19 protein-coding genes are annotated in these 18,957 nt (G+C 45.9%); 15 read left to right on the plus strand and 4 right to left on the minus strand.

Annotation, left to right across the window (positions count from 1 at the left end; genetic code table 11):
* Positions 1 to 123: 123 nt before the first annotated feature.
* Positions 124 to 843 carry an alpha/beta hydrolase gene (locus AC1ECB_RS24205; protein WP_485666181.1) on the minus strand — a complete coding sequence of 240 codons (720 nt, stop codon included), beginning with the start codon at positions 841 to 843 and terminating at the stop codon, positions 124 to 126.
* Positions 844 to 940: 97 nt separating this feature from the next.
* Here AC1ECB_RS24205 and AC1ECB_RS24210 point away from each other — a divergent pair, with 97 nt between their 5' ends.
* The 4 genes from AC1ECB_RS24210 (at position 941) to AC1ECB_RS24225 (ending at position 5,174) form a co-directional block, all read left to right on the plus strand.
* Complete coding sequence (locus AC1ECB_RS24210) at positions 941 to 1,138, plus strand: hypothetical protein (RefSeq protein WP_485666182.1); 198 nt, start codon at positions 941 to 943, stop codon at positions 1,136 to 1,138.
* Positions 1,139 to 1,239: 101 nt separating this feature from the next.
* Positions 1,240 to 2,181: a dipeptidase gene (locus tag AC1ECB_RS24215; RefSeq protein WP_485666183.1), complete on the plus strand. Its 942-nt coding sequence runs from the start codon at positions 1,240 to 1,242 to the stop codon at positions 2,179 to 2,181.
* A gap of 171 nt (positions 2,182 to 2,352) precedes the next feature.
* Positions 2,353 to 3,045 carry a TerC family protein gene (locus AC1ECB_RS24220; RefSeq protein WP_485666184.1) on the plus strand — a complete coding sequence of 231 codons (693 nt, stop codon included), beginning with the start codon at positions 2,353 to 2,355 and terminating at the stop codon, positions 3,043 to 3,045.
* A 134-nt stretch (positions 3,046 to 3,179) separates the two neighbouring features.
* Positions 3,180 to 5,174 carry a penicillin-binding protein gene (locus tag AC1ECB_RS24225; protein WP_485666185.1) on the plus strand — a complete coding sequence of 665 codons (1,995 nt, stop codon included), beginning with the start codon at positions 3,180 to 3,182 and terminating at the stop codon, positions 5,172 to 5,174.
* A gap of 115 nt (positions 5,175 to 5,289) precedes the next feature.
* Here the strand turns inward: AC1ECB_RS24225 and AC1ECB_RS24230 are convergent, their stop codons facing one another.
* Entirely contained in the window at positions 5,290 to 5,595 is a 306-nt protein-coding gene (locus AC1ECB_RS24230; RefSeq protein ID WP_485666186.1) for an alpha/beta-type small acid-soluble spore protein, read from the minus strand.
* Between the two features lie 263 nt (positions 5,596 to 5,858).
* Between AC1ECB_RS24230 and AC1ECB_RS24235 the strand changes: the two genes are divergently transcribed.
* The 8 genes from AC1ECB_RS24235 (at position 5,859) to AC1ECB_RS24270 (ending at position 13,343) form a co-directional block, all read left to right on the plus strand.
* Positions 5,859 to 6,200, plus strand: coding sequence for a hydrogenase maturation nickel metallochaperone HypA/HybF (locus tag AC1ECB_RS24235; protein ID WP_485666187.1), 342 nt, complete (start codon positions 5,859 to 5,861; stop codon positions 6,198 to 6,200).
* 3 nt (positions 6,201 to 6,203) lie between these two features.
* The gene (gene hypB, locus AC1ECB_RS24240) at positions 6,204 to 6,866 is read left to right on the plus strand and encodes a hydrogenase nickel incorporation protein HypB (RefSeq protein ID WP_485669399.1); all 663 of its coding nucleotides are present in this window, start codon (positions 6,204 to 6,206) and stop codon (positions 6,864 to 6,866) included.
* Between the two features lie 10 nt (positions 6,867 to 6,876).
* Positions 6,877 to 7,071: an aspartyl-phosphate phosphatase Spo0E family protein gene (locus AC1ECB_RS24245; RefSeq protein ID WP_021168371.1), complete on the plus strand. Its 195-nt coding sequence runs from the start codon at positions 6,877 to 6,879 to the stop codon at positions 7,069 to 7,071.
* A 93-nt stretch (positions 7,072 to 7,164) separates the two neighbouring features.
* On the plus strand, positions 7,165 to 8,526 hold the full coding sequence (locus tag AC1ECB_RS24250; RefSeq protein WP_485666188.1) for an amino acid permease: 1,362 nt from the start codon (positions 7,165 to 7,167) through the stop codon (positions 8,524 to 8,526).
* 41 nt (positions 8,527 to 8,567) lie between these two features.
* Positions 8,568 to 9,680 carry an alanine racemase gene (alr, locus tag AC1ECB_RS24255; protein ID WP_485666189.1) on the plus strand — a complete coding sequence of 371 codons (1,113 nt, stop codon included), beginning with the start codon at positions 8,568 to 8,570 and terminating at the stop codon, positions 9,678 to 9,680.
* A gap of 141 nt (positions 9,681 to 9,821) precedes the next feature.
* Positions 9,822 to 11,213: an alanine/glycine:cation symporter family protein gene (locus tag AC1ECB_RS24260; protein ID WP_485666190.1), complete on the plus strand. Its 1,392-nt coding sequence runs from the start codon at positions 9,822 to 9,824 to the stop codon at positions 11,211 to 11,213.
* A 101-nt stretch (positions 11,214 to 11,314) separates the two neighbouring features.
* The gene (gene ald, locus AC1ECB_RS24265; protein ID WP_485666191.1) at positions 11,315 to 12,430 is read left to right on the plus strand and encodes an alanine dehydrogenase; all 1,116 of its coding nucleotides are present in this window, start codon (positions 11,315 to 11,317) and stop codon (positions 12,428 to 12,430) included.
* A 133-nt stretch (positions 12,431 to 12,563) separates the two neighbouring features.
* The gene (locus AC1ECB_RS24270; protein WP_485666192.1) at positions 12,564 to 13,343 is read left to right on the plus strand and encodes a CheR family methyltransferase; all 780 of its coding nucleotides are present in this window, start codon (positions 12,564 to 12,566) and stop codon (positions 13,341 to 13,343) included.
* Here AC1ECB_RS24270 and AC1ECB_RS24275 read toward each other — a convergent pair.
* Positions 13,338 to 14,495, minus strand: a complete 1,158-nt coding sequence (locus tag AC1ECB_RS24275; RefSeq protein WP_485666193.1) for a D-alanyl-D-alanine carboxypeptidase family protein — start codon at positions 14,493 to 14,495, stop codon at positions 13,338 to 13,340. The two genes, AC1ECB_RS24270 and AC1ECB_RS24275, sit on opposite strands and share 6 nt — an antisense overlap.
* 103 nt (positions 14,496 to 14,598) lie before the next feature.
* Between AC1ECB_RS24275 and AC1ECB_RS24280 the strand changes: the two genes are divergently transcribed.
* The gene (locus AC1ECB_RS24280; RefSeq protein ID WP_485666194.1) at positions 14,599 to 15,312 is read left to right on the plus strand and encodes a polysaccharide deacetylase family protein; all 714 of its coding nucleotides are present in this window, start codon (positions 14,599 to 14,601) and stop codon (positions 15,310 to 15,312) included.
* A 3-nt stretch (positions 15,313 to 15,315) separates the two neighbouring features.
* Here AC1ECB_RS24280 and AC1ECB_RS24285 read toward each other — a convergent pair whose 3' ends face one another.
* Positions 15,316 to 15,705: a hypothetical protein gene (locus AC1ECB_RS24285; RefSeq protein WP_485666195.1), complete on the minus strand. Its 390-nt coding sequence runs from the start codon at positions 15,703 to 15,705 to the stop codon at positions 15,316 to 15,318.
* 146 nt (positions 15,706 to 15,851) lie between these two features.
* Between AC1ECB_RS24285 and AC1ECB_RS24290 the strand changes: the two genes are divergently transcribed.
* Positions 15,852 to 18,074 (plus strand): ATP-binding protein, encoded by a 2,223-nt coding sequence (locus AC1ECB_RS24290; protein WP_485666196.1) that lies wholly within the window; start codon positions 15,852 to 15,854, stop codon positions 18,072 to 18,074.
* A 20-nt stretch (positions 18,075 to 18,094) separates the two neighbouring features.
* Positions 18,095 to 18,889, plus strand: coding sequence for a CXXX repeat peptide modification system protein (locus AC1ECB_RS24295; protein WP_485666197.1), 795 nt, complete (start codon positions 18,095 to 18,097; stop codon positions 18,887 to 18,889).
* Positions 18,890 to 18,957: the final 68 nt, after the last annotated feature.

Below are 18,957 nucleotides of genomic sequence, written 5' to 3' on the forward strand. Positions count from 1 at the left end.
GCTGTTTACCGAGAGGTAAACAGCCGTTTTTTTATGTGTATCAGAATTTGTAAGTTTTGGGAATTGCGGAGGAGGGGCAATGCCAAAAGTAAAACCCCTCTCCCTATATGTCGCATTAGCGAACTAGAAATTGCTGAGCCAACTGGCAATTTCTTCACTAACTTGGCTGCTTTGTGCGGCCAGGTGGTGATCGCCGTCTGGATAGAGGATTAGCTTTTTTGGTTCTGCCGCTAACTCATAAATAGTTTGAGCCTGGCTGGCCGGCACGATGTTATCGGCTGTTCCGTGGAGAATAAGGAGGGGCCGTTGTTTTATTTGTTGGACATAGGCTAGGATGTTATGGCGGGCAAAATCCTGGATGAATTCTGGTGTAAGCAACAGGTCACCATACTCATCTGTTAGTTGCAGGGGGGTGCCGGTCGCCAGTTGTTCATAATGAGCCCCCAGTGCCAACCGGAAGGTAGCGGGAAGGTTCCAGGGTGTAGCCCAGAGGATGAGTCCCCTTATCATTGGGTCAATGGCGGCTACTGCCAGTGAGGTGGTGCCGCCCAGGCTGCGCCCCAGCAAAAATAGTTGTCCGCCGATTGTCTGCCGGGAATAGGCAACAACGGCTGTAAGCTCGGCAATCTGGCAAGATAGGTTTTGGAGGGGAGTAAAGTCATAGCGGAGTACATTAACATCTGTTGCAGCAATGGTTTCTGCCAGGCGGATTGCCCGACCGCCGCCGTCCTTACTGCCCCGGAAGCCATGAGAGATAATTAGCGTTTTATCTGAGGGATGGCGTGCGGGATGGAAAACACCCGGTAGTTGAGTATTACCCGCAGGTAGTAGAATATTGTTCATCAGGATACCCCATCTATTTAAAGTTAAGGATATTATTTTGGGTTATACTAATTATAGTATAGCTGTAGCTAAAGATAATTGATAGGAGGAGCAACTAATGACAGACATCTTGTTAGGATATCTAATTAATAACTTTTTGATTGATAGTCATCAGTATGAAGCATGGCGAGGTCTTAGCCAGGACGAACTTCGGGAGGAACTGAGTACGGCTGGTATAATGAACAGTGCGGAGTTTGATGAGTTTAGCCATCAGCTTGCCGCTGGTGTCGAGGTAGTGGAAGAGCAAGGCGAATAAAAACAAATGCGTTTCATAGTATTATATATGCCAGTGGTATAAGTCATAGTGAACCCTGGTAGAAAGTTCCGTAAAAGGGACTCAGGAGAGGGGAACAGTAATTGAATAGTATTGATTTGCATTGTGATACGATAATGTGCTTAATGGAGGGAGATAAGTCAGAGGGCCTTTATCGTAACTCGCTTAGTGTGGATATCGAAAAACTGCAGGCCGGTAAGGCTCAGGCTCAATTTTTTGCTATGTTTATTAATCTGCAAACAGATGGTGATCCGTTAGTGAGAGCACTTAGAATGATTGATCGCTTTTACCAGGAAATAGAGGAAAATAAACAATATATTGCGTTGGCAAGAAATTATGGTGAATTCCAGCAAAATCAAGCAGATGGCAAATTATCTGCTTTTTTGACGATTGAGGAAGGCGGGGCGTTTAAGGGTGAGTTGACTAATTTGCGTAATTTCTACCGTCTTGGTGTTAGGCTGATTACGCTCACATGGAACTATCCTAATGAGATTGGCTATCCGAGCGCCTTGCCCGAATGCCGTAAGCAGGGTCTTACGCCCTTTGGCCGGGAAGTAGTGGCAGAGATGAACCGGCTGGGGATGATGATTGATGTATCCCATTTATCAAATCAGGGTTTTTATGAGGTGGCTGCACTGACACAAAAACCGTTTGTGGCTTCCCATTCTAATGCCTGGTCTGTAACCGCTCATCATCGCAACCTGACTGATGAGATGATTAAGCTGTTAGCCACAAAGGGTGGTGTCATGGGGATTAATTTTGAAAAATCCTTTTTGGGCAGTGCACCGGTCAGCCGGGTTGAAGATATGGTTCTTCATATCCAACATATCTATAACGTGGGTGGGATAGAGGTCATTGCGATTGGGTCAGACTTTGACGGCATTAGCCCAGAACTGGAATTGGCTCATGCCGGCGAAATGAGTAAACTGGTAGATGCTTTGGAAAAAGCAGGATTTAGTCAGGCGAAAATTGATAAGATATGCTGGAAAAACGCCCTCAGAGTGATAAAAGATACATTACATTGAATCTGGTTAGTGAAGTAACAAGTCATTTAGAGACTTGCACATTCGGATACGGGGGAGTAAAATAATTTGTGGTAGTACCTCTTGATAGATGATATTAAAATCTGATAATAAGATATAGTGTCCTTTATCACCAGTGCTACAAAGTGATAATAATAAAAGGGGTGCGAAAAAGTGGAGTTTTTGGTAGCACTAGCTAGTATTATGATGGTTAACATCGTACTTAGCGGCGACAATGCAGTGGTCATTGCTTTGGCGAGCCGCTCTTTACCCCCGAAGCAACAAAAGCAAGCGATCCTATGGGGTAGTGGCGGGGCGATAGTCCTGCGCGTTATTCTTACAATTGTAGCTGTTGTACTTTTGCAAATTCCTTATGTTCAGTTTTTTGGCGGTTTACTTCTTATTTGGATTGCGGCTAAATTACTTATGGAGGATGATGGCGGTGAAAATATTGAAGCCAACACTTCGTTCGTAGGGGCTGTAAAGACCATTATTATCGCAGATTTAGTTATGAGTCTTGATAATACCCTGGCAATTGCTGCAGTAGCCAAAGGCGATTATGTTTTGCTTGGCATAGGACTTGCGTTTAGTATCCCATTGATTGTTTTTGGCAGTCAAATTATTATTAAAATTATGGACAAGTTCCCGATAGTTGTGTATCTCGGAGCCGCGCTTATTGCCTGGACGGCCGGCGAAATGATGGTGGCTGATGAAAAAATTGGTCCGGTTATTCATGCCGTGATACCCGAATGGCTGTTGCCGGCGGCAGTTACGGCAGGGGTAGTAGCGATTGGACTCTGGTGGAAGAGCACACATAAAGAAAAGGGTACCGAAGCCTGTGCAAAAGAGGGAAATTCGGTGCAATAATGTATGTTGCAGTGCAAAGGCACTGTTGGGGGGACATCGCATTTTGAGGCGATGTCTTCCTTCTTTTTTGCAGGGTATTAAGGCTCTATGCCGAATAACCTATAGAATATCTATCCAAGGAAGGGCTGACATAGATGGCAACGCCGGTAAATATGCAAAAACGCCTGGCTTGGTTTTTGACGGTAACCATGCTGGTGATATTTGGTTTAGCAGGGAGAATTGCCTGGATTCAATTCGGTGAGGGGCAACGTCTGAGTAACAGGGTAAAGGATCAAGTTAGCGAAAGCCGGGTAATGCAGTCGCCTCGGGGCACGATATATGACCGGAACGGGCAGCAATTAGCGGTAAGCAGTCTAAATAAGTCCCTTTATGCTGATCCACAGGAAGTAAAAGATATTGATGGATTAGCGGCTTTATTAGCACCGGTTCTTGGTGTAACATCCGCAGATATTAAGGAGCGATTAACGGACGGAGCTCGTTTTGTTTGGCTTAAACGGACGCTGGAACCGGATGTAGCTAAGGCAGTTTCTGCGCTTATCAAGGACCACCAGCTTACAGGACTGGGTTTTATCGAGGAAAGTAAACGGTATTATCCTAATGATAATTTGGCGGCGCAGGTGCTGGGTTTTGTGGGTACAGATGATGTTGGTCTGGAAGGACTAGAAATGTCACTGGATAAGGTTATTAAGGGTCAGATTCGTAAACAGGTTATTGCTACAGACAGCTATGGTACACCCATATTCCAATCCATATTTTCTTTTATACCGGAAAAAAAGGGACGTTCAATTTACCTGACGATTGACAGCAACATTCAATATATTGTCGAAAGGGCACTTGATGCTGCCATGGCGAAGACGGGTGCAAAGACGGGTACGGTTATCATTGTGCAGCCTAAGACTGGGGAGATTCTCGCTATGGCCAGCCGCCCCACGTATAACCCTAATCAATTTGGCAGCTATAGCTCAGAAGCCTGGAAAAATCGGGCTGTATCTGATGTATATGAACCGGGTTCGACTTTTAAAGCAGTTATTGCGGCGGCGGCATTGGAGGAGGGCAAGGTACGACCGGATGAGCGGTTTATCGATAAAGGGTATGTAGAGGTATCCGGGCGGCAGATCAAAAACTGGAGTGGCGAGAGCTATGGCAATATACCATTTACTGAAATTATAAAGAATTCTATCAACACTGGTTTTGTTGAAGTTGGTTTGCGGGTTGGTGCGGCCAAACTGACAAGCTATGCACGGGCATTTGGGTTTGGCAAGATTACAGGTATAGAGTTGCCAGGGGAGGCCGAAGGCCTGCTGTTTGATCCCCGGGATATGCGCGATAGCGATACTGCAACCATGTCGATTGGCCAGAGTATTGCGGTTACACCACTACAACTTACGGCTGCTATTGCCGCTATTGCCAATGATGGGGTGCTGCTAAAACCGCGGATTATTAAAGAATATCGTAACGAGGATGGCACGCTGGCGGAAACTTTTGATCCGGTTGTTGTCAGACAGGTTATTAGCCCGGAAACAGCCCGTACCCTAACCGCGTTACTAGAGAAGGTAGTACATGAAGGCGGCGGTAAACTGGCGACCGTTAAGGGCTACCGTTTTGCTGGGAAAACAGGTACAGCTGAAAAGTTAAATCCCAACGGCGGCGGCTATTTAGCCGGGCATTATATTGCCTCTTTTGCCGGTTTTGGGCCTGTTGATGATCCGCAGGTAGCGGCATTGATTGTGCTTGATGATCCGAGTGGTATTTATTATGGCGGGACAATTGCAGCACCGGTATTTAGTGATATTATGACACAGGTTATGCGAGTGTTAAATATTCACCCTGATGGGGGCAGTTATGTAGTACCGCCTGTAAAGACAGTAGAGTCCCTGGCGCCGTCAGATGTCCCAACTAGCCCCGGGCCGCCTCCGGAAGTGCCGTATGGGCATATATTAGTTCCTGCACTTGCAGGCAAGTCCATCAGAGAAGCTGGTGACACTTTACATGAACTTGGGCTCACCTTTGTACCTGTGGGTACCGGAATGGTTGCAAAGCAAAGTGTTGCTCCCAATACACCAGTCAAGCTGGGCACGGAGATTATTGTATATTTTGAATCAGTGAATACAAATTCGCCGGGTGGATAAGCTGATACATAGAAGCAGCGGCAAAGAATTGCTAAATCAAGAATTTGCCAACCTAAGTGGGATTTTGGATAGCAACAATAAAAGGCGGCTAGGCCGCCTTTTATACTACTATGACTTATTTGCTGTTAATATCGTATTGGGAAGTCATGGTACCCGAAGTCATGGTACCTGAAGTCATAGTACCTGAAGTTGTGGTGGTTCCACTTGGAGTGGAAGTTTGTCCCCCCATGGATGATTCATATTGTTCGATCATGCGGCGAACCATGTGACCACCTACCCGGCCACAATCGGCCGAAGTCATGGTTGACCAGCCTTGACTGCGTACGCGATCACTAATACCCAGTTCGGTTGCTATTTCTAGCTTCATGCGGTCAAGTGCATTTTCTGCACCTGGGTTAACAGGTTTGTTACTTCTAGCCATAGAATAAACACCTCCTGAAATTTTTCTAATCCTAGTATCTGCGGCGCAAATACCGGTTATTCTATAAATATTATGTTAATTAAGTAAGAAAATACCAAAGGATAAAGGAAACTGTAATTTTTTATTGAATTAATACGAAAAATAACAGAAAAACCGCAGGAAATGACGAATTTTGTCTGGAAGGAATTAACAGATAAGTGGAGAATGATTTATTTAAATGATGTACTAATGGTAAACAACAATTTTGTGTTAGGGGTATTGCCATGCATGAGCTTGCAATTGCGCAAGGGATACTGGATATTGCTTTAAATACGGCCGTTAATCATAACGCCACTAGTGTTTTGGGCGTTAAAGTAATTGTGGGTGAACTTACCGGGACTGTACCGGAGGCGCTGGAATTTGGTTTTGTGGCGTTGGCTAAAGGAACAATGGCAGAGAACGCCTGTTTATCAATCCAGATAATTCCGCTGACAGGACATTGCCGGGACTGCGGCGTTCAAAGCAGTATTGATAAATATTGTTTTGCTTGTGCAAGCTGTGGCTCTCATGCAGTTGATATTTTAACCGGGCGTGAGCTAAAAGTAGAAAGTGTGGAGGTAGAGTAATTGTTGGAAATTACTGTAATGAGCAATATCCTGGAAAAGAATGAGGAAGTGGCTGCCGAGCTAAATGCCATGTTGACTAGACGGGGGATTTTTACAGTTAATCTGTTGGGTTCTCCTGGCTGTGGCAAAACCTCTCTTGTGGAGCAGACGGTAAGCCTGCTCAAAAGTGAATTTAATATAGCCATCATTGAGGGTGATTTATATACATCTAAAGATGCGGATCGTATTGCTGCCTATGGAGCGCCGGTGGTTCAAATCAATACCCAGGGCGGATGTCATCTTGATGCGACGATGGTTAAGTCAGCTCTTGACCAATTGGATTTGAATGAGATTGATATTCTGATCGTCGAAAATGTTGGCAATCTGGTTTGTCCAGCCGAGTTTGCCGTTGGGGAGCATGCCAAAGTGGTAGTCCTCAGCGTTACGGAAGGAGAGGACAAGCCGCTAAAATATCCCCTTGTATTTAGGCAGTCTGCAGCTGTTATTTTGAATAAAATTGACTTACTTCCCTATACTGATTTTGCTCTTGATTGTGCGGTACGAGATATTACCGGTTTAAATCAACAAGCTGTCTTGATGAAGGTGTCCTGCAGAACGGGAGCAGGGTTAACCGACTGGCTAGAATGGCTTAAGCAGCAGGTGCAGTTAATTAGAAAATGTGATTAGGGGGAGTATTGTGGCAATTCTGGCGGAAATGGAATGGGAAATTGAGGTTGTACGTGAGCGGTTACATCAACTGGTGGAACGAAAGTTGGGCGATCTTACTGACGTCGAAGTAACTGAACTTAGCGGCTACCTGGATCAGCTTATTGTCAAATATGAGATGACTAATACCCGCCGGAAAAAAACAGATAAACTGGCGTCAGTTTAAAAGAAACAACAACGTTCTAAGCCTACGACCGCAAGTATATAGTAGTAAGGGGGACTCGCTTTCTTTGGTAGTAAATGCGGCGGAGGGAAAATTTTGCATAGACAGGAGAACCAGCAGGAGCTCCGTCGTGGGCTCAAAGAGCGTCATATTCAGCTTATCGCAATTGGCGGTTCGATTGGTGTAGGTCTGTTTTTAGGATCGTCGGCTGCTATTCAGGCAGCAGGTCCATCCTTGCTAGTTACGTACTTTATTGGTGGTATTGTGGTTTTCTGTTTATTGAGGGCGCTGGGTGAAGTTGCTGTTGCTATCCCGATAGCGGGTTCATTTAGCGCGTATGCCCACAGGTTTTTGGGACCGCTGACTGGTTATTTGACAGGCTGGACGTATTGGTTTATGTGGGTTGTGACAGGCATGGCTGAGATTACAGCCGTGGGAGTGTATGTAAATTACTGGCTGCCTGAATTGCCGCAGTGGATTCCTGCGCTGCTGGCGGTAATCTTGATGACAGGGGTTAATCTTATTGCGGTAGAAGCCTATGGCGAATTTGAATTCTGGTTTGCGTTAATCAAAATCATTGCCATCATTGCGTTAATTATGGGCGGGTTGGGGATGATTTTATTTGGCTTTGGCAATGGTGGTGTTCCTGTTGGGATAGGGCACCTCTGGCAGCATGGCGGCTTTTTCCCGCATGGCGTAAGTGGGACGATTATGGCCCTTGCGATGGTGCTGTTTTCTTATGTGGGTATTGAAGTAATTGGCGTTACCGCCGGAGAAGCCAAAGAGCCGGAAAAGACATTGCCGGTCGCTATTAACAAAGTGTTTTGGCGAATTCTATTATTTTATATCGGCTCACTATATGTTATTATGTCAATTTATCCCTGGAATGAGCTTGGTCATGTTGGCAGTCCGTTTGTAGCGGTATTTGAGAAATTGGGAATAAGCAGCGCCGCCGGCATAATGAATTTTGTTGTGCTGTCAGCAGCTCTGTCCTCCTGTAACAGCGGCGTTTTTAGCACAGGCCGGATGCTGTATACTCTGGCAAGGCAAGGGGAAGCGCCTGCGCTTCTGGGTAAGTTAAATAACAGTCAGGTTCCTGTCTGGGGGGTATTGGTTTCAGCTGCTTTTTTAATGGTCGGTGTGGCACTCAATTATTTTATTCCGGCCAAAGTGTTTACCTATGTAACTAGTATTGGTACGTTTGCCTGTTTGTGGGTGTGGGCCATCATTCTTATGGTTCAGATAAAGTTTCGGCGAAGTCTGCCGCCGGCAGTGGCAGCCAAACTGGTCTATCCTATGCCTTTATATCCCCTATCAGGTATCTTGTGTTTGGTAATGCTGGCACTGGTAGTTTTTATTATGAGCCAAGATTCTGATACGGTGCTGTCGCTTTGGATTGGTCCGGTTTGGTTAGTAGGCTTGATGATCTTCTACCCTGTACGATCACGCAAGTCGTGATGATAATTGGCGATTCGATTCATTTAGGAGGCTAGTGGGTTATGTTGGAACGTCCTGTGTGGGCAGAAATTGATTTGGCTGCTATTAAACACAATGTTAGGGAAATAAAAAAAGGCCTAAAATCTGGTGTGAAATTCTGTGCTGTGGTCAAGGCTGATGCTTACGGTCACGGGGCAGTAGCCGTCGCACACGCTGTGTTGTCTGCAGGTGCTGACAGGCTGGCAGTAGCCATTTTAGGTGAGGCTATTGAACTTAGGGAAGCTGGTATTTTGGTGCCCATTCAGGTGCTCGGTTATACGCCGCCTCATCAGGCCAGGACAGTGGCTGCTTATGGTATTGCTCAGACTGTGTATTCCATGGATGCCGTGCAGGCACTGGCAGCGGCTGGAATGGAAACAGGCAAACCTGTAAAACTGCATATTAAGATTGATACAGGTATGGGGCGGATTGGTATCCTGCCTGAGGAGGCCGGCAATTTTGCTGCTGCGGCAGCTGCAATGAGCGGGGTCGAGATTGAAGGAGTATTTTCGCATTTTGCCACCGCTGATGCAAAGGACAAATCGTATGCGTATGAGCAGTATGCCAGATTTCAGCAGGCACTGGAACGAATACAAGCCAAGGGAATTGATATTCCCATCAGGCATATTGCAAACAGCGCAGCCACTTTAGAAATGCCGGAGACGCATCTGGATATGGTTCGTCCGGGAATTATCTTGTATGGACTGTGGCCTTCACCGGAAGTAAAACAAAATATTGCTTTGGCGATGGCTATGTGCCTTAAGGCGAAGATTGCCCATGTCAAGAACGTGGCAGCAGGAACCGGCATTAGCTATGGCCGGGCGTATATTGCAGCTGATGAACGTAAAATTGCCACCTTGCCTATAGGTTATGCCGACGGCTGGACAAGATTATTATCCGGACGGACAGATGTCTTAATTAATGGCAACCGTGCGCCCTTAGTGGGGAGAATCTGTATGGATCAATGTATGGCAGATGTTACTGGTATTGCTGATGTCAAGCCGGGGGACACCGCCATTTTGTTTGGAACATCGGCGTTAACGACAGATGAGGTAGCCGGTATTTTAGGGACAATTAATTACGAGCTGGTATGTATGGTCGGTAAGCGGGTTCCGCGTGTATACACGAATGTATAGAAACCGGATTGCCAAAAAGGATTGACTAACAGTGAAAATAATTATATTCTTTAAGGGATTATAGCAATAAAATGTAAAGGGGGGAAATGCAAGAGTATCTGCGGGTCAGATTATGTTAAATATAAAGGAGGCGGATTATGTATGCAGGGGTTTCATGATTTGATTAACTGGGCTAATGGTTATCTTTGGGGACCACCGATGCTTATTTTATTATTTGGAACTCATCTATTCTTAACTTACCGGCTTAGATTTATTCAAAAATACGTATGGAAAGCCATTAAGCTGTCAGTTAGTAAAGACCGGTCAGGTGAAGGGGATGTCAGCCAGTTTGGGGCACTGACAACAGCGCTTGCCGCTACCATTGGTACCGGTAATATTGTGGGTGTGGCCACGGCTGTTGGTCTTGGCGGTCCCGGAGCTGTGTTGTGGTGTTGGTTAACAGGGGTATTCGGTATGGCAACCAAATATGCAGAAGCTTTGCTTTCTGTTCGTTATCGCGTTAAGACATCGGACGGCACTATGCTTGGTGGGCCGATGTATGCGCTGGAAAATGGCTTAAATATGAAATGGCTGGCTGTGCTGTTTTGTGTATTTACTTCTATTGCTGCATTTGGTATTGGCAACATGGTGCAGGCTAATTCAATCTCTGCTATGATGCAAGAGACTATGGGCGTAAGTCCTTATTTGTCAGGCGGTGTTTTAGCTGTGCTGACAGCCGTGGTAATCCTGGGTGGCGTCAAGTCTATTGCCAGCGTATGTGAAAAGCTGGTTCCGTTTATGGCAATTTTTTATGTCTTTGGTTGTGCAATCATCCTTGGTATGAATGCTTCTTATCTGCCGGCAACGATTTCGCTAATCGTTGAGGCGGCATTTACGCCCCAGGCTGCGGGCGGTGGCTTTGTTGGGGCCAGTGTGATGATGGCGATGCGTTATGGTATTGCCCGGGGTTTATTTTCCAATGAGTCAGGCTTAGGTTCGGCTCCAATTGTGGCCGCTGCAGCTCAGACCAGGAACCCGGTGCGTCAGGGGCTGGTATCTATGACAGGTACTTTTTGGGATACAGTAGTGGTATGTGCTATGACAGGCCTGGTTCTTGTGAGCAGCGTTATTGAAAATCCGGCAGCTCTCAACCAATTATCAGGTGCAGCTCTGACAAAAGCTGCCTTTGCCCAGATTCCAGTTGTTGGGCCTATCGTGCTTAGTGTTGGTCTGCTCACTTTCGTATTTTCCACCATTCTGGGCTGGTCCTACTATGGCGAGCGGGCAATGGAGTATTTGTTTGGCAAAAAGTCAATCACGCCTTATCGTGTTGTCTGGGTTATTGCTGTATTTTTGGGTTCAGTGACTTCCCTTACGCTGGTATGGGATCTTGCTGATGCTATGAATGCATTAATGGCTATTCCTAACCTGGTTTCACTTATCGCGCTTAGTGGCGTAATTGTTGCAGATACCAAAAAATACTTATGGGAAGAAGGCGGGCTGGAACGTGAAGCCACTGAGCAATATTCCAGGAATATAACTAAAAAAGGCTAGACAATGGGGAGGTTCTTCGGAACTTCCCTTACATAATAATTGGTTAGTATGACAAGAAGGTGTTGCTGTTAGTCCAGAGTTTAGTAAAGGAGGGTAAAAGAATGATTATTGGTGTGGTAAAGGAAATCAAAAACAATGAGAACAGGGTGGGGCTTACGCCGGCTGGGACCGAAACCTTGAAAAAGGCTGGCCATACGGTGCTTGTTGAACAAAGCGCCGGTGTTGGCAGTGGGTTTTCGGATGAAAGCTATATAACAGCCGGGGCGCAGATTTTGGCAGACAAAAAAGAGTTGTTTGACCAGACTGAAATGATTATTAAAGTGAAAGAACCCTTGCCTCCTGAGTACCAGTTGTTTCATGAAGGACAAATTCTTTTTACATACCTGCATTTGGCACCTGAGCCTGAATTAACCAGGGCTTTGCTTGAGCAAAAGGTAACCGGTATTGCTTACGAAACAATTGAACGTAATCACACACTGCCTTTATTATCCCCCATGAGCGAGGTTGCAGGGAGAATGGCGGTGCAGGTAGGCGCGCACTGTCTGGAAAAACCATTTGGCGGTAAAGGCATTTTATTAGGCGGTGTACCTGGTGTTGAGTCGGCTCAAGTCGTTATTGTCGGCGGTGGCATTGTTGGTACTAATGCTGCTAAGATGGCTGTGGGCATGGGCGCGCGGGTTACCGTGCTTGATACATCAGCAGACCGTCTGGTTTATCTTGATGATATCTTTGGCGGGAGAGTAACAACCGTTATGTCCAACAGCTACAATATTGCCGGTTGGGTGAAAAAAGCCGACCTCCTTATTGGGGCTGTATTGCTGCCTGGAGAAAAAGCGCCCAAGCTGGTTAGCGAGGAAATGGTTACATCCATGGAACCCGGTTCGGTTATTGTTGACGTGGCAATTGATCAGGGCGGCTCAGTCGAGACTATTGACCGTGTTACTACGCACAGCAATCCTACCTATGTAAAACATGGTGTTGTTCATTATTCGGTGGCTAACATGCCAGGCGCTGTCGCTCGCACCTCTACGTTTGCTCTGACCAATGCAACGCTTGACTATGCCCTGCAAATTGCCAATAATGGCTGGAAGAATGCACTCAGGGCTGACTCCGGTTTAGCTAAAGGCCTTAATACCTATGCTGGTAAGATTACCTTCAAAGGGGTTGCCGAAGCTCATAAGCTGGCGTTTACGCCGGTGGAGGAAGTTCTGGCTTAGTCATTTGCTATAAGACTAAGAGGCAGTCACAGCAGCGACTGCCTCTTAGTTTTATAGCAGGAAAACAATTGACATGTGTCGAAATTTATCATAATACAGTATGAGATATAACTAATAACAACAGGGGGTTGTCATGAGCGATAAAGATTGGGCGCTGTTCAAGCAAAAACTTCATACTAAGTCAGGAATTAACCTTAATGACTATAAACCGGCGCAAATGCAGCGGCGTATTGGTAATATGATGAGTCGCCATGGGGCGAGTGGGTATCTTGATTTTTTCAGTAAGCTGGAGGCTAACCCTAAGTTATATAAAGATTTTATTGATTTTTTGACTATTAATGTTACCGAGTTTTTTCGGACACCGGAAAAGTTTGATGAATTGGAAAAAAAGGTTGTCCCTGATTTGTTAAAACAGAGTACTAAACTTTCTATTTGGAGTGCCGGATGTTCGATTGGGGCAGAACCGTATTCGTTGGCCATCATGCTTAATGAGCTTACGCCTCATATTAAGCACCGGATTTTGGCCACAGATCTGGATGTCGAGATGTTGGCAAAGGCGAAACAAGGGAGCTATACTGCAAATGAGTTGAAAAATATACCGCCTGCCAGGCTCAAAAAATATTTTGCGCAGGCAGACGGTTTAGCCACCATTAGTAATGATATTAAAGCCCGGATTGATTTTCAGCGTCACAATCTTTTGGTGGACAAGTTTGAGACTGGGTTTGACCTGATTTTGTGCCGTAATGTAGTAATTTACTTTACGGAGGAAGCGAAAGAGGGACTTTACCGCCGGTTTTTTGCTGCGCTTAAGCCGGGAGGAGTTTTGTTTGTCGGTGGTACAGAGGCCATCCTGAACTTCCGGGAAATTGGATTTAATCATTATCTGCCCTTTTTCTACAGGAAACCTCTATAGCAGTCCCCAGCCAGATAACCGTTGTATGGTACTAAGCCAATGCCGGAGCAGGATTTTATTTATGGTGTATTCTTCTACCGTGCTGCCGGCAACAAGATCAACTGTTTTTACGGCTTTATCCTGAACGTAAAATACGATTTCGCCGATTTTTTGGCCCTGGTATACCGGGGCCTTAATTTTTTCGGGTAAGTCCACTTCTACAGTTATAGCTGGGTAGTCGGTGGCAGTAACTACCAGTGAGCCGGGTCCGGCTACCAGGGCATCGACCATGTCTGTCAAACCATTTTCTATCGGTAATGCGGCGAAAACAGCGCCGTCTTCGGCGTATTCGTACAAATCATAGTGATCAAACCCATATTTTAATAGTTGCATTGAGTCATACCAGCGGGAGTGATCATGCAGGACAACGGCAATGAGCCTCTGATTATCGCGAGTAGCGCTCGAAACTAAACAGGGGCCGGCGATATTGGTTGTACCTGTTTTTACACCGTCAGCATCTGCCAGCATCCAGAGTAGTTTATTGGTATTGCGAAGATTACGGTTATGGTTTTTGCCTTTGCGGTCAAACCATTCAATGCTGGTTTCCTTTGTACTGACAATTTGGGAAAACGTGGGATTCAGTAAGGCGTACCGGGCTATTGAGGCCAAATCATAAGCTGTTGACAGATGATTGGGGGCGCTTAACCCGTGGGGATTGCGAAATTGGGTATGTATGGCGCCAATGCTGAGGGCCTTTTTATTCATAATTTCGACAAAAGCGTCAACCGAGCCGGCCAGGTGCTCGGCAATAGCAACAGCAGCATCATTACCGGAGCGAAGCAGAAGGCCGGTAACCAGCTCCCGCAGTGTAATAGCTTGTCCTGGATAAAGATTTAGTGACGAGCCACCGGTGGCGGCAGCGTGGGCACTTACACGGGCGGTTTCATCCAAGCGACCACTCTCGATGGCAATGATGGCAGTCATGATTTTGGTCGTGCTGGCCGGTGCCAGTTTTTTATTCATGTTGCGGTCATAAAGCACTTGACCGGTTTTTGCATCCATCAAAATAGCCCCTTGAGCGGACATTACCGGTGGTGCGGAATAAACCATACTGGTGGTTAGCCACAAAAAAAATACCAGTAAGGTGGCAGAGCGTAGTAACCTGCGGGACATGGAATACCTCCTCTAAATTGCAGCACATCATCTATTTGCAGTCATATTTTACTCCCGGTCAGCGTAGTATCAATGAATAGTACTATGTGTGGGGGGGTTGGTTTTGCATAGTTTGCTGCGGCGTAATTTTTTTTGTTTTACTGTGTTTGGTATCAGTTTAGTGTGTAGTCTGGTGTATGAGGCAACTATGGTATTTGATGATAAAATCCAAGTAATCAAAAGCGTTCCTACCATGCACAAGGTAGTAGCGCTTACGATTGATGACGGGCCGCATTACAAAACAACGCCCGAGTTATTAGCTGTATTAAGAGAAAAACAGGTAAAAGCAACTTTTTTTTTATTGGGAGCAAATGTAGAAGCTCACCCGGAAATCGTTATGCAAACAGTTGCCGATGGGCATGAGATAGCATCTCACGCCTATAGTCATAAGCGGCTAAATAAGCTGACGAAAGCCGAGGTAATCGAAGAATTTGAGCGTTTTGAAACCATTACTCAACCGTTTGCGCCTAAACCAAGCTTCTTTAGGCCGCCTGACGGTGCTTATAATGATGATATAGTCGCGTTGGCTCGTGAACGTGGTTATACCACAGTACTATGGTCAATTGATGCCGGGGACTGGCGGCGACCGCCGGTTCAGCAAGTAGTCCAGGCGGTGGTAGACAATGTTAAGCCTGGTGGCATTATCCTGATGCATGACGGGCAGTATCCGCTTCCTACCGCACAGGCAGCCGCTATTATTATTGATAAACTGCAAAGCCAGGGCTACCAGTTGGTAACGATGAGTGAGCTTATGCAGTATTACGAAGAAAGGCAATAAGCATTAAAGCTTATAGGGCTTTAAACTCTGCCAGTGGGCTTGGATTAACTGGTCATAACGGTACATCGTGGCAGTTCGTTCATTTCTCAGGGCCTGAATGGCCCCCAGGATTTTTTGATCAAAGGTATATACCTTTGCTTTAGGTAAGGTAAGTGGCTTGGAATACTCTTTAAGCTTGGTGGCTACCTTGCAATTGACCTTAGTTTCTTTGATAAGAACAGCTGGCTCCAGCAGGTCAGAGCCTTCATAGCGGTGAATCAGGCAATTGGGCTGCAAATGGTCAATAACATTTTTCTTGTCACCGTCAAGGATAAGCTCGCTGCCACAGCCAGGACAAGCAGTTAAATCTGCCGGCAAATAGTTATGGCAGTTCATACATACAATTTCATTCATGTGTCATCCCTCCATTCCTAGTGTATCCGGAAAAACGGGTGACTATAATTGTTGGGAAAAAATTGAACTTTAACAGGAAAAGATCGAAGCATGGCGAATTTTCAGTTAAGATATAGTTAACATTCGGGTTATGAGGGGGAGAAGGCTTGGACAATTACCGGCGCTGGCTGATAATAATAACCATAATAGTATTTACAGCTGGCTGGCTGGGAATGAGTTTGGCGGTAAAGCTAACCGAAGAGGAGCTGCAGAGCAAGCTTTTGCTAAGGACTGTGACGGCAGCAACTATGATTAGTCACGACCGGATAGCGCGGCTGACAGCAATGGCGGCTGACAGTGGTTCTTCTGATTACGAATATTTGCGGGAGCAGTTGATAGCTACACGTGCGCTTAACACTGACTGCCGATTTGTGTACTTGTTAAAAAAAGTTGATAACCGGATGGTGTTTCTTCTGGACTCAGAGCCGACGACTTCTGAAGACTACGCCCCGCCTGGTTACGAATATAAGCAGGCATCTGATGAGTTGTACCAAATATTTTCAGATGGCCAGGCTTTTGTCGAGGGACCACTAGGCGATGAATGGGGAATATGGGTATCCGGGATTGCTGCCGTGCGCGATCCGGCAGACGGGCGGGTGATTGCCGCTTTGGGCATGGATATAGCGGCTAGGGACTGGCAGGCCGCTATAGCTAATACGCGGCTTACCGTCATGGGTGTTACACTAGCCGTACTGTTTATGATATATGCCTTGTTTTATGCACTACATACCTCAGCAAGAGCGGCTACCAGAGTATACCAGGTGGAGAAACAGGCTAAAGAGGCAGTGGAGGCTGTTAGTCAGGCAAAAAGTCAGTTCCTGGCCTATTTAAGCCATGAAATCCGCACGCCGGTTAGTGGCATTTTGGGTGTGTGTGAGCTGTTGGAAACCACCTTGCTGGATAAATGCCAGCGGGACTATGTCAGTACAATTACTTACTCAGCCCGTTCCTTATTAACTGTGCTTAACGAGGTATTGGATTTTTCTAAAATTGAGGCCAACAAAATGACAGTGGATAACATTGATTTTGCCTTTCGTCCCCTGGTGGAGGGTGTGGCTGCAATGCTGCAGGCAACTGCTCATAACAAAGGACTTGAGCTTAGCGTAACGATTGATCAAAGCATTCCGCAACTGGTGGGCGGTGATTCGACTAGGCTGCGGCAAGTCCTGCTGAATCTTGTTGGTAATGCGATAAAATTTACCGAAAAGGGGAAGGTCGAAATCGCGGCCGTATGCCTACGGCAAGATACCAGTACGGTACAGGTAAAAATTTCAGTTACTGATACGGGGATTGGTCTAGACCCCAATGAAATTAAGAAGCTGTTTCAACCCTTTGCTCAGGCCGACGGTGCCAATGCCCGTAAATATATGGGCTCAGGACTGGGTCTGTCCATATCAGGCAGTCTAATAAAACTAATGGGTGGTGAGATTGGAGTTTTCAGTAGCAAAGGTGAAGGTTCTTCGTTTTGGTGTAGCATTCCTTTGGCAGTAGTCAACTCAGCTAGTGAATCAGTGGTTAGTGAATCAGCTATCACTACGCAGCCAATCGAAGATGTACCTGTTTGGTTAACTCAGCCGGTGACCTTGACAAAGGAGGCCGGCAATGTCCTTATTGTTGAGGATAATCCGGTAATTCAGCAGGTAGTTGTCTCCCAGCTTGGACATCTTGGTCTAACCGCTGATGTGGCTGGAAATGGTCAGGAAGCTGTACAAAAGGCACTAAAAAAAGGCTATAAATTGATTTTCATGGATTGTGGCTTGCCACTGCTGGATGGTATTGCTGCTACCCGTCTTATTCGGGATAGGGAAGCAGCCATTGACCGGCATACTCCGATTATAGCTTTATCAGGCAAATCCATGCCTGACGAACAGCAACTGTGTTTGGCTGCGGGGATGGATGATTGCCTGGTGAAGCCCGTTTCCATCCAGGATATCAAACAAATGGTGGAGCGATGGCTGCCACAGGAGCCCACTGATAGCATTGATAAAACTGTGCTTAGGGAGTTAAAACAATTAGCTGATAGTGGCCAAGTAGAGCTGGATATATTTATTGATGCTTATCTGGAGGAACTGCCGTTGCTTACTGACAAGCTCAGACAAGCCCTGCTTACCTGTAATAGCGTCCAAGTCAGTATGGTAGCCCATAGCTTAAAGTCAATGAGTGGAACGATTGGGGCTAAACGTCTGAGTGAATTATTCAGCAGCATGGAGCAATTTGCTATCAGGGATAGCTGTGATAATCATGCGGAAGCAAGAATGCTGATGAGTAAAATTGATATGGAATGCAAACAGGTGGGGCTAGCCCTTAAAAATGCTGCTCGCTTATTATAATATAAAGGTAAGGTGAAAATATGGCGTACCAGATATTACTGGTTGATGATGTGCTTTTAAATCGTAAAGTGGTCAAAGTTGCATTAAGCGGCTTGCCGGACGTTACCTTTCTGGAAGCAGCTGATGGTGTCAATGCGCTGAAGGTTATTCACAGTGAAACGATCAACTTGATTATTCTGGATCTTATTATGCCAGGTGAAGTAGCAGGCTTTGACGTATTGCGAGAAATTAAGGCAAGTGTGCTTTATAAGCATATTCCCATAATTGTTTATTCGGCCGTGTCGGATACGGCCAGTATCAAACAGGCGCTGGAACTGGGAGCCTATGATTACCTCATTAAGCCACTAAAGCCGCAGGAGTTACAAACCATATTGCCGGAAAAGGTCAAAGATGCACTGCAGCTTCCTTCAAAAAAGGATGAACAGCAACTTGCGGAAAGAGAGTCTTATGGGCAGGCTGCCAGGGTGCCGGACCAACTCGTCATCGGGGTGGTTACTGAGGAAGAGGTGGCAGCCATCAAATATTTGACTGACCGCAAAGCCGAGCTCAAATTAAAGCTAAAGAGACTTATTGATATGGACAAGGAAGAATTGTACTGCACTCTGTATGATATGATTATTCAGGAAATGGGCGAAGTATCGACAGCTTGTGAACAATGGTGGGATGAAAAATATGACAAATATCAATGGGCCAACATTGTTGGGGACGAAATTGAGCTTGATTATGACAATGGCCAGGTTTTGGTAAAAAAGATGACCAAAGAGAGCAAAAAACACCATGATGATGACCCCGAGGGAAAAAGTGTGAAAATATAACATAGTTAATAAACCGGCTGAAATCCCAATCAGTAAGAATATCCCAATAAGGTCTAAAAGCGTCTGTC

The organism is Sporomusa sp. 246TCP1, assembly GCF_057319775.1.

Bases quoted from the DNA above. Each gene is read 5' to 3' on its own strand.
- ald (WP_485666191.1), top strand. From the start codon at position 11,315: ATGATTATTGGTGTGGTAAAGGAAATCAAAAACAATGAGAACAGGGTG.
- AC1ECB_RS24225 (WP_485666185.1), top strand. From the start codon at position 3,180: ATGGCAACGCCGGTAAATATGCAAAAACGCCTGGCTTGGTTTTTGACG.
- AC1ECB_RS24260 (WP_485666190.1), top strand. From the start codon at position 9,822: ATGCAGGGGTTTCATGATTTGATTAACTGGGCTAATGGTTATCTTTGG.
- alr (WP_485666189.1), top strand. From the start codon at position 8,568: ATGTTGGAACGTCCTGTGTGGGCAGAAATTGATTTGGCTGCTATTAAA.
- AC1ECB_RS24210 (WP_485666182.1), top strand. From the start codon at position 941: ATGACAGACATCTTGTTAGGATATCTAATTAATAACTTTTTGATTGAT.
- AC1ECB_RS24270 (WP_485666192.1), top strand. From the start codon at position 12,564: ATGAGCGATAAAGATTGGGCGCTGTTCAAGCAAAAACTTCATACTAAG.
- AC1ECB_RS24235 (WP_485666187.1), top strand. From the start codon at position 5,859: ATGCATGAGCTTGCAATTGCGCAAGGGATACTGGATATTGCTTTAAAT.
- AC1ECB_RS24295 (WP_485666197.1), top strand. From the start codon at position 18,095: ATGGCGTACCAGATATTACTGGTTGATGATGTGCTTTTAAATCGTAAA.
- AC1ECB_RS24230 (WP_485666186.1), bottom strand. From the start codon at position 5,595: ATGGCTAGAAGTAACAAACCTGTTAACCCAGGTGCAGAAAATGCACTT.
- AC1ECB_RS24285 (WP_485666195.1), bottom strand. From the start codon at position 15,705: ATGAATGAAATTGTATGTATGAACTGCCATAACTATTTGCCGGCAGAT.
- AC1ECB_RS24205 (WP_485666181.1), bottom strand. From the start codon at position 843: ATGAACAATATTCTACTACCTGCGGGTAATACTCAACTACCGGGTGTT.
- AC1ECB_RS24275 (WP_485666193.1), bottom strand. From the start codon at position 14,495: ATGTCCCGCAGGTTACTACGCTCTGCCACCTTACTGGTATTTTTTTTG.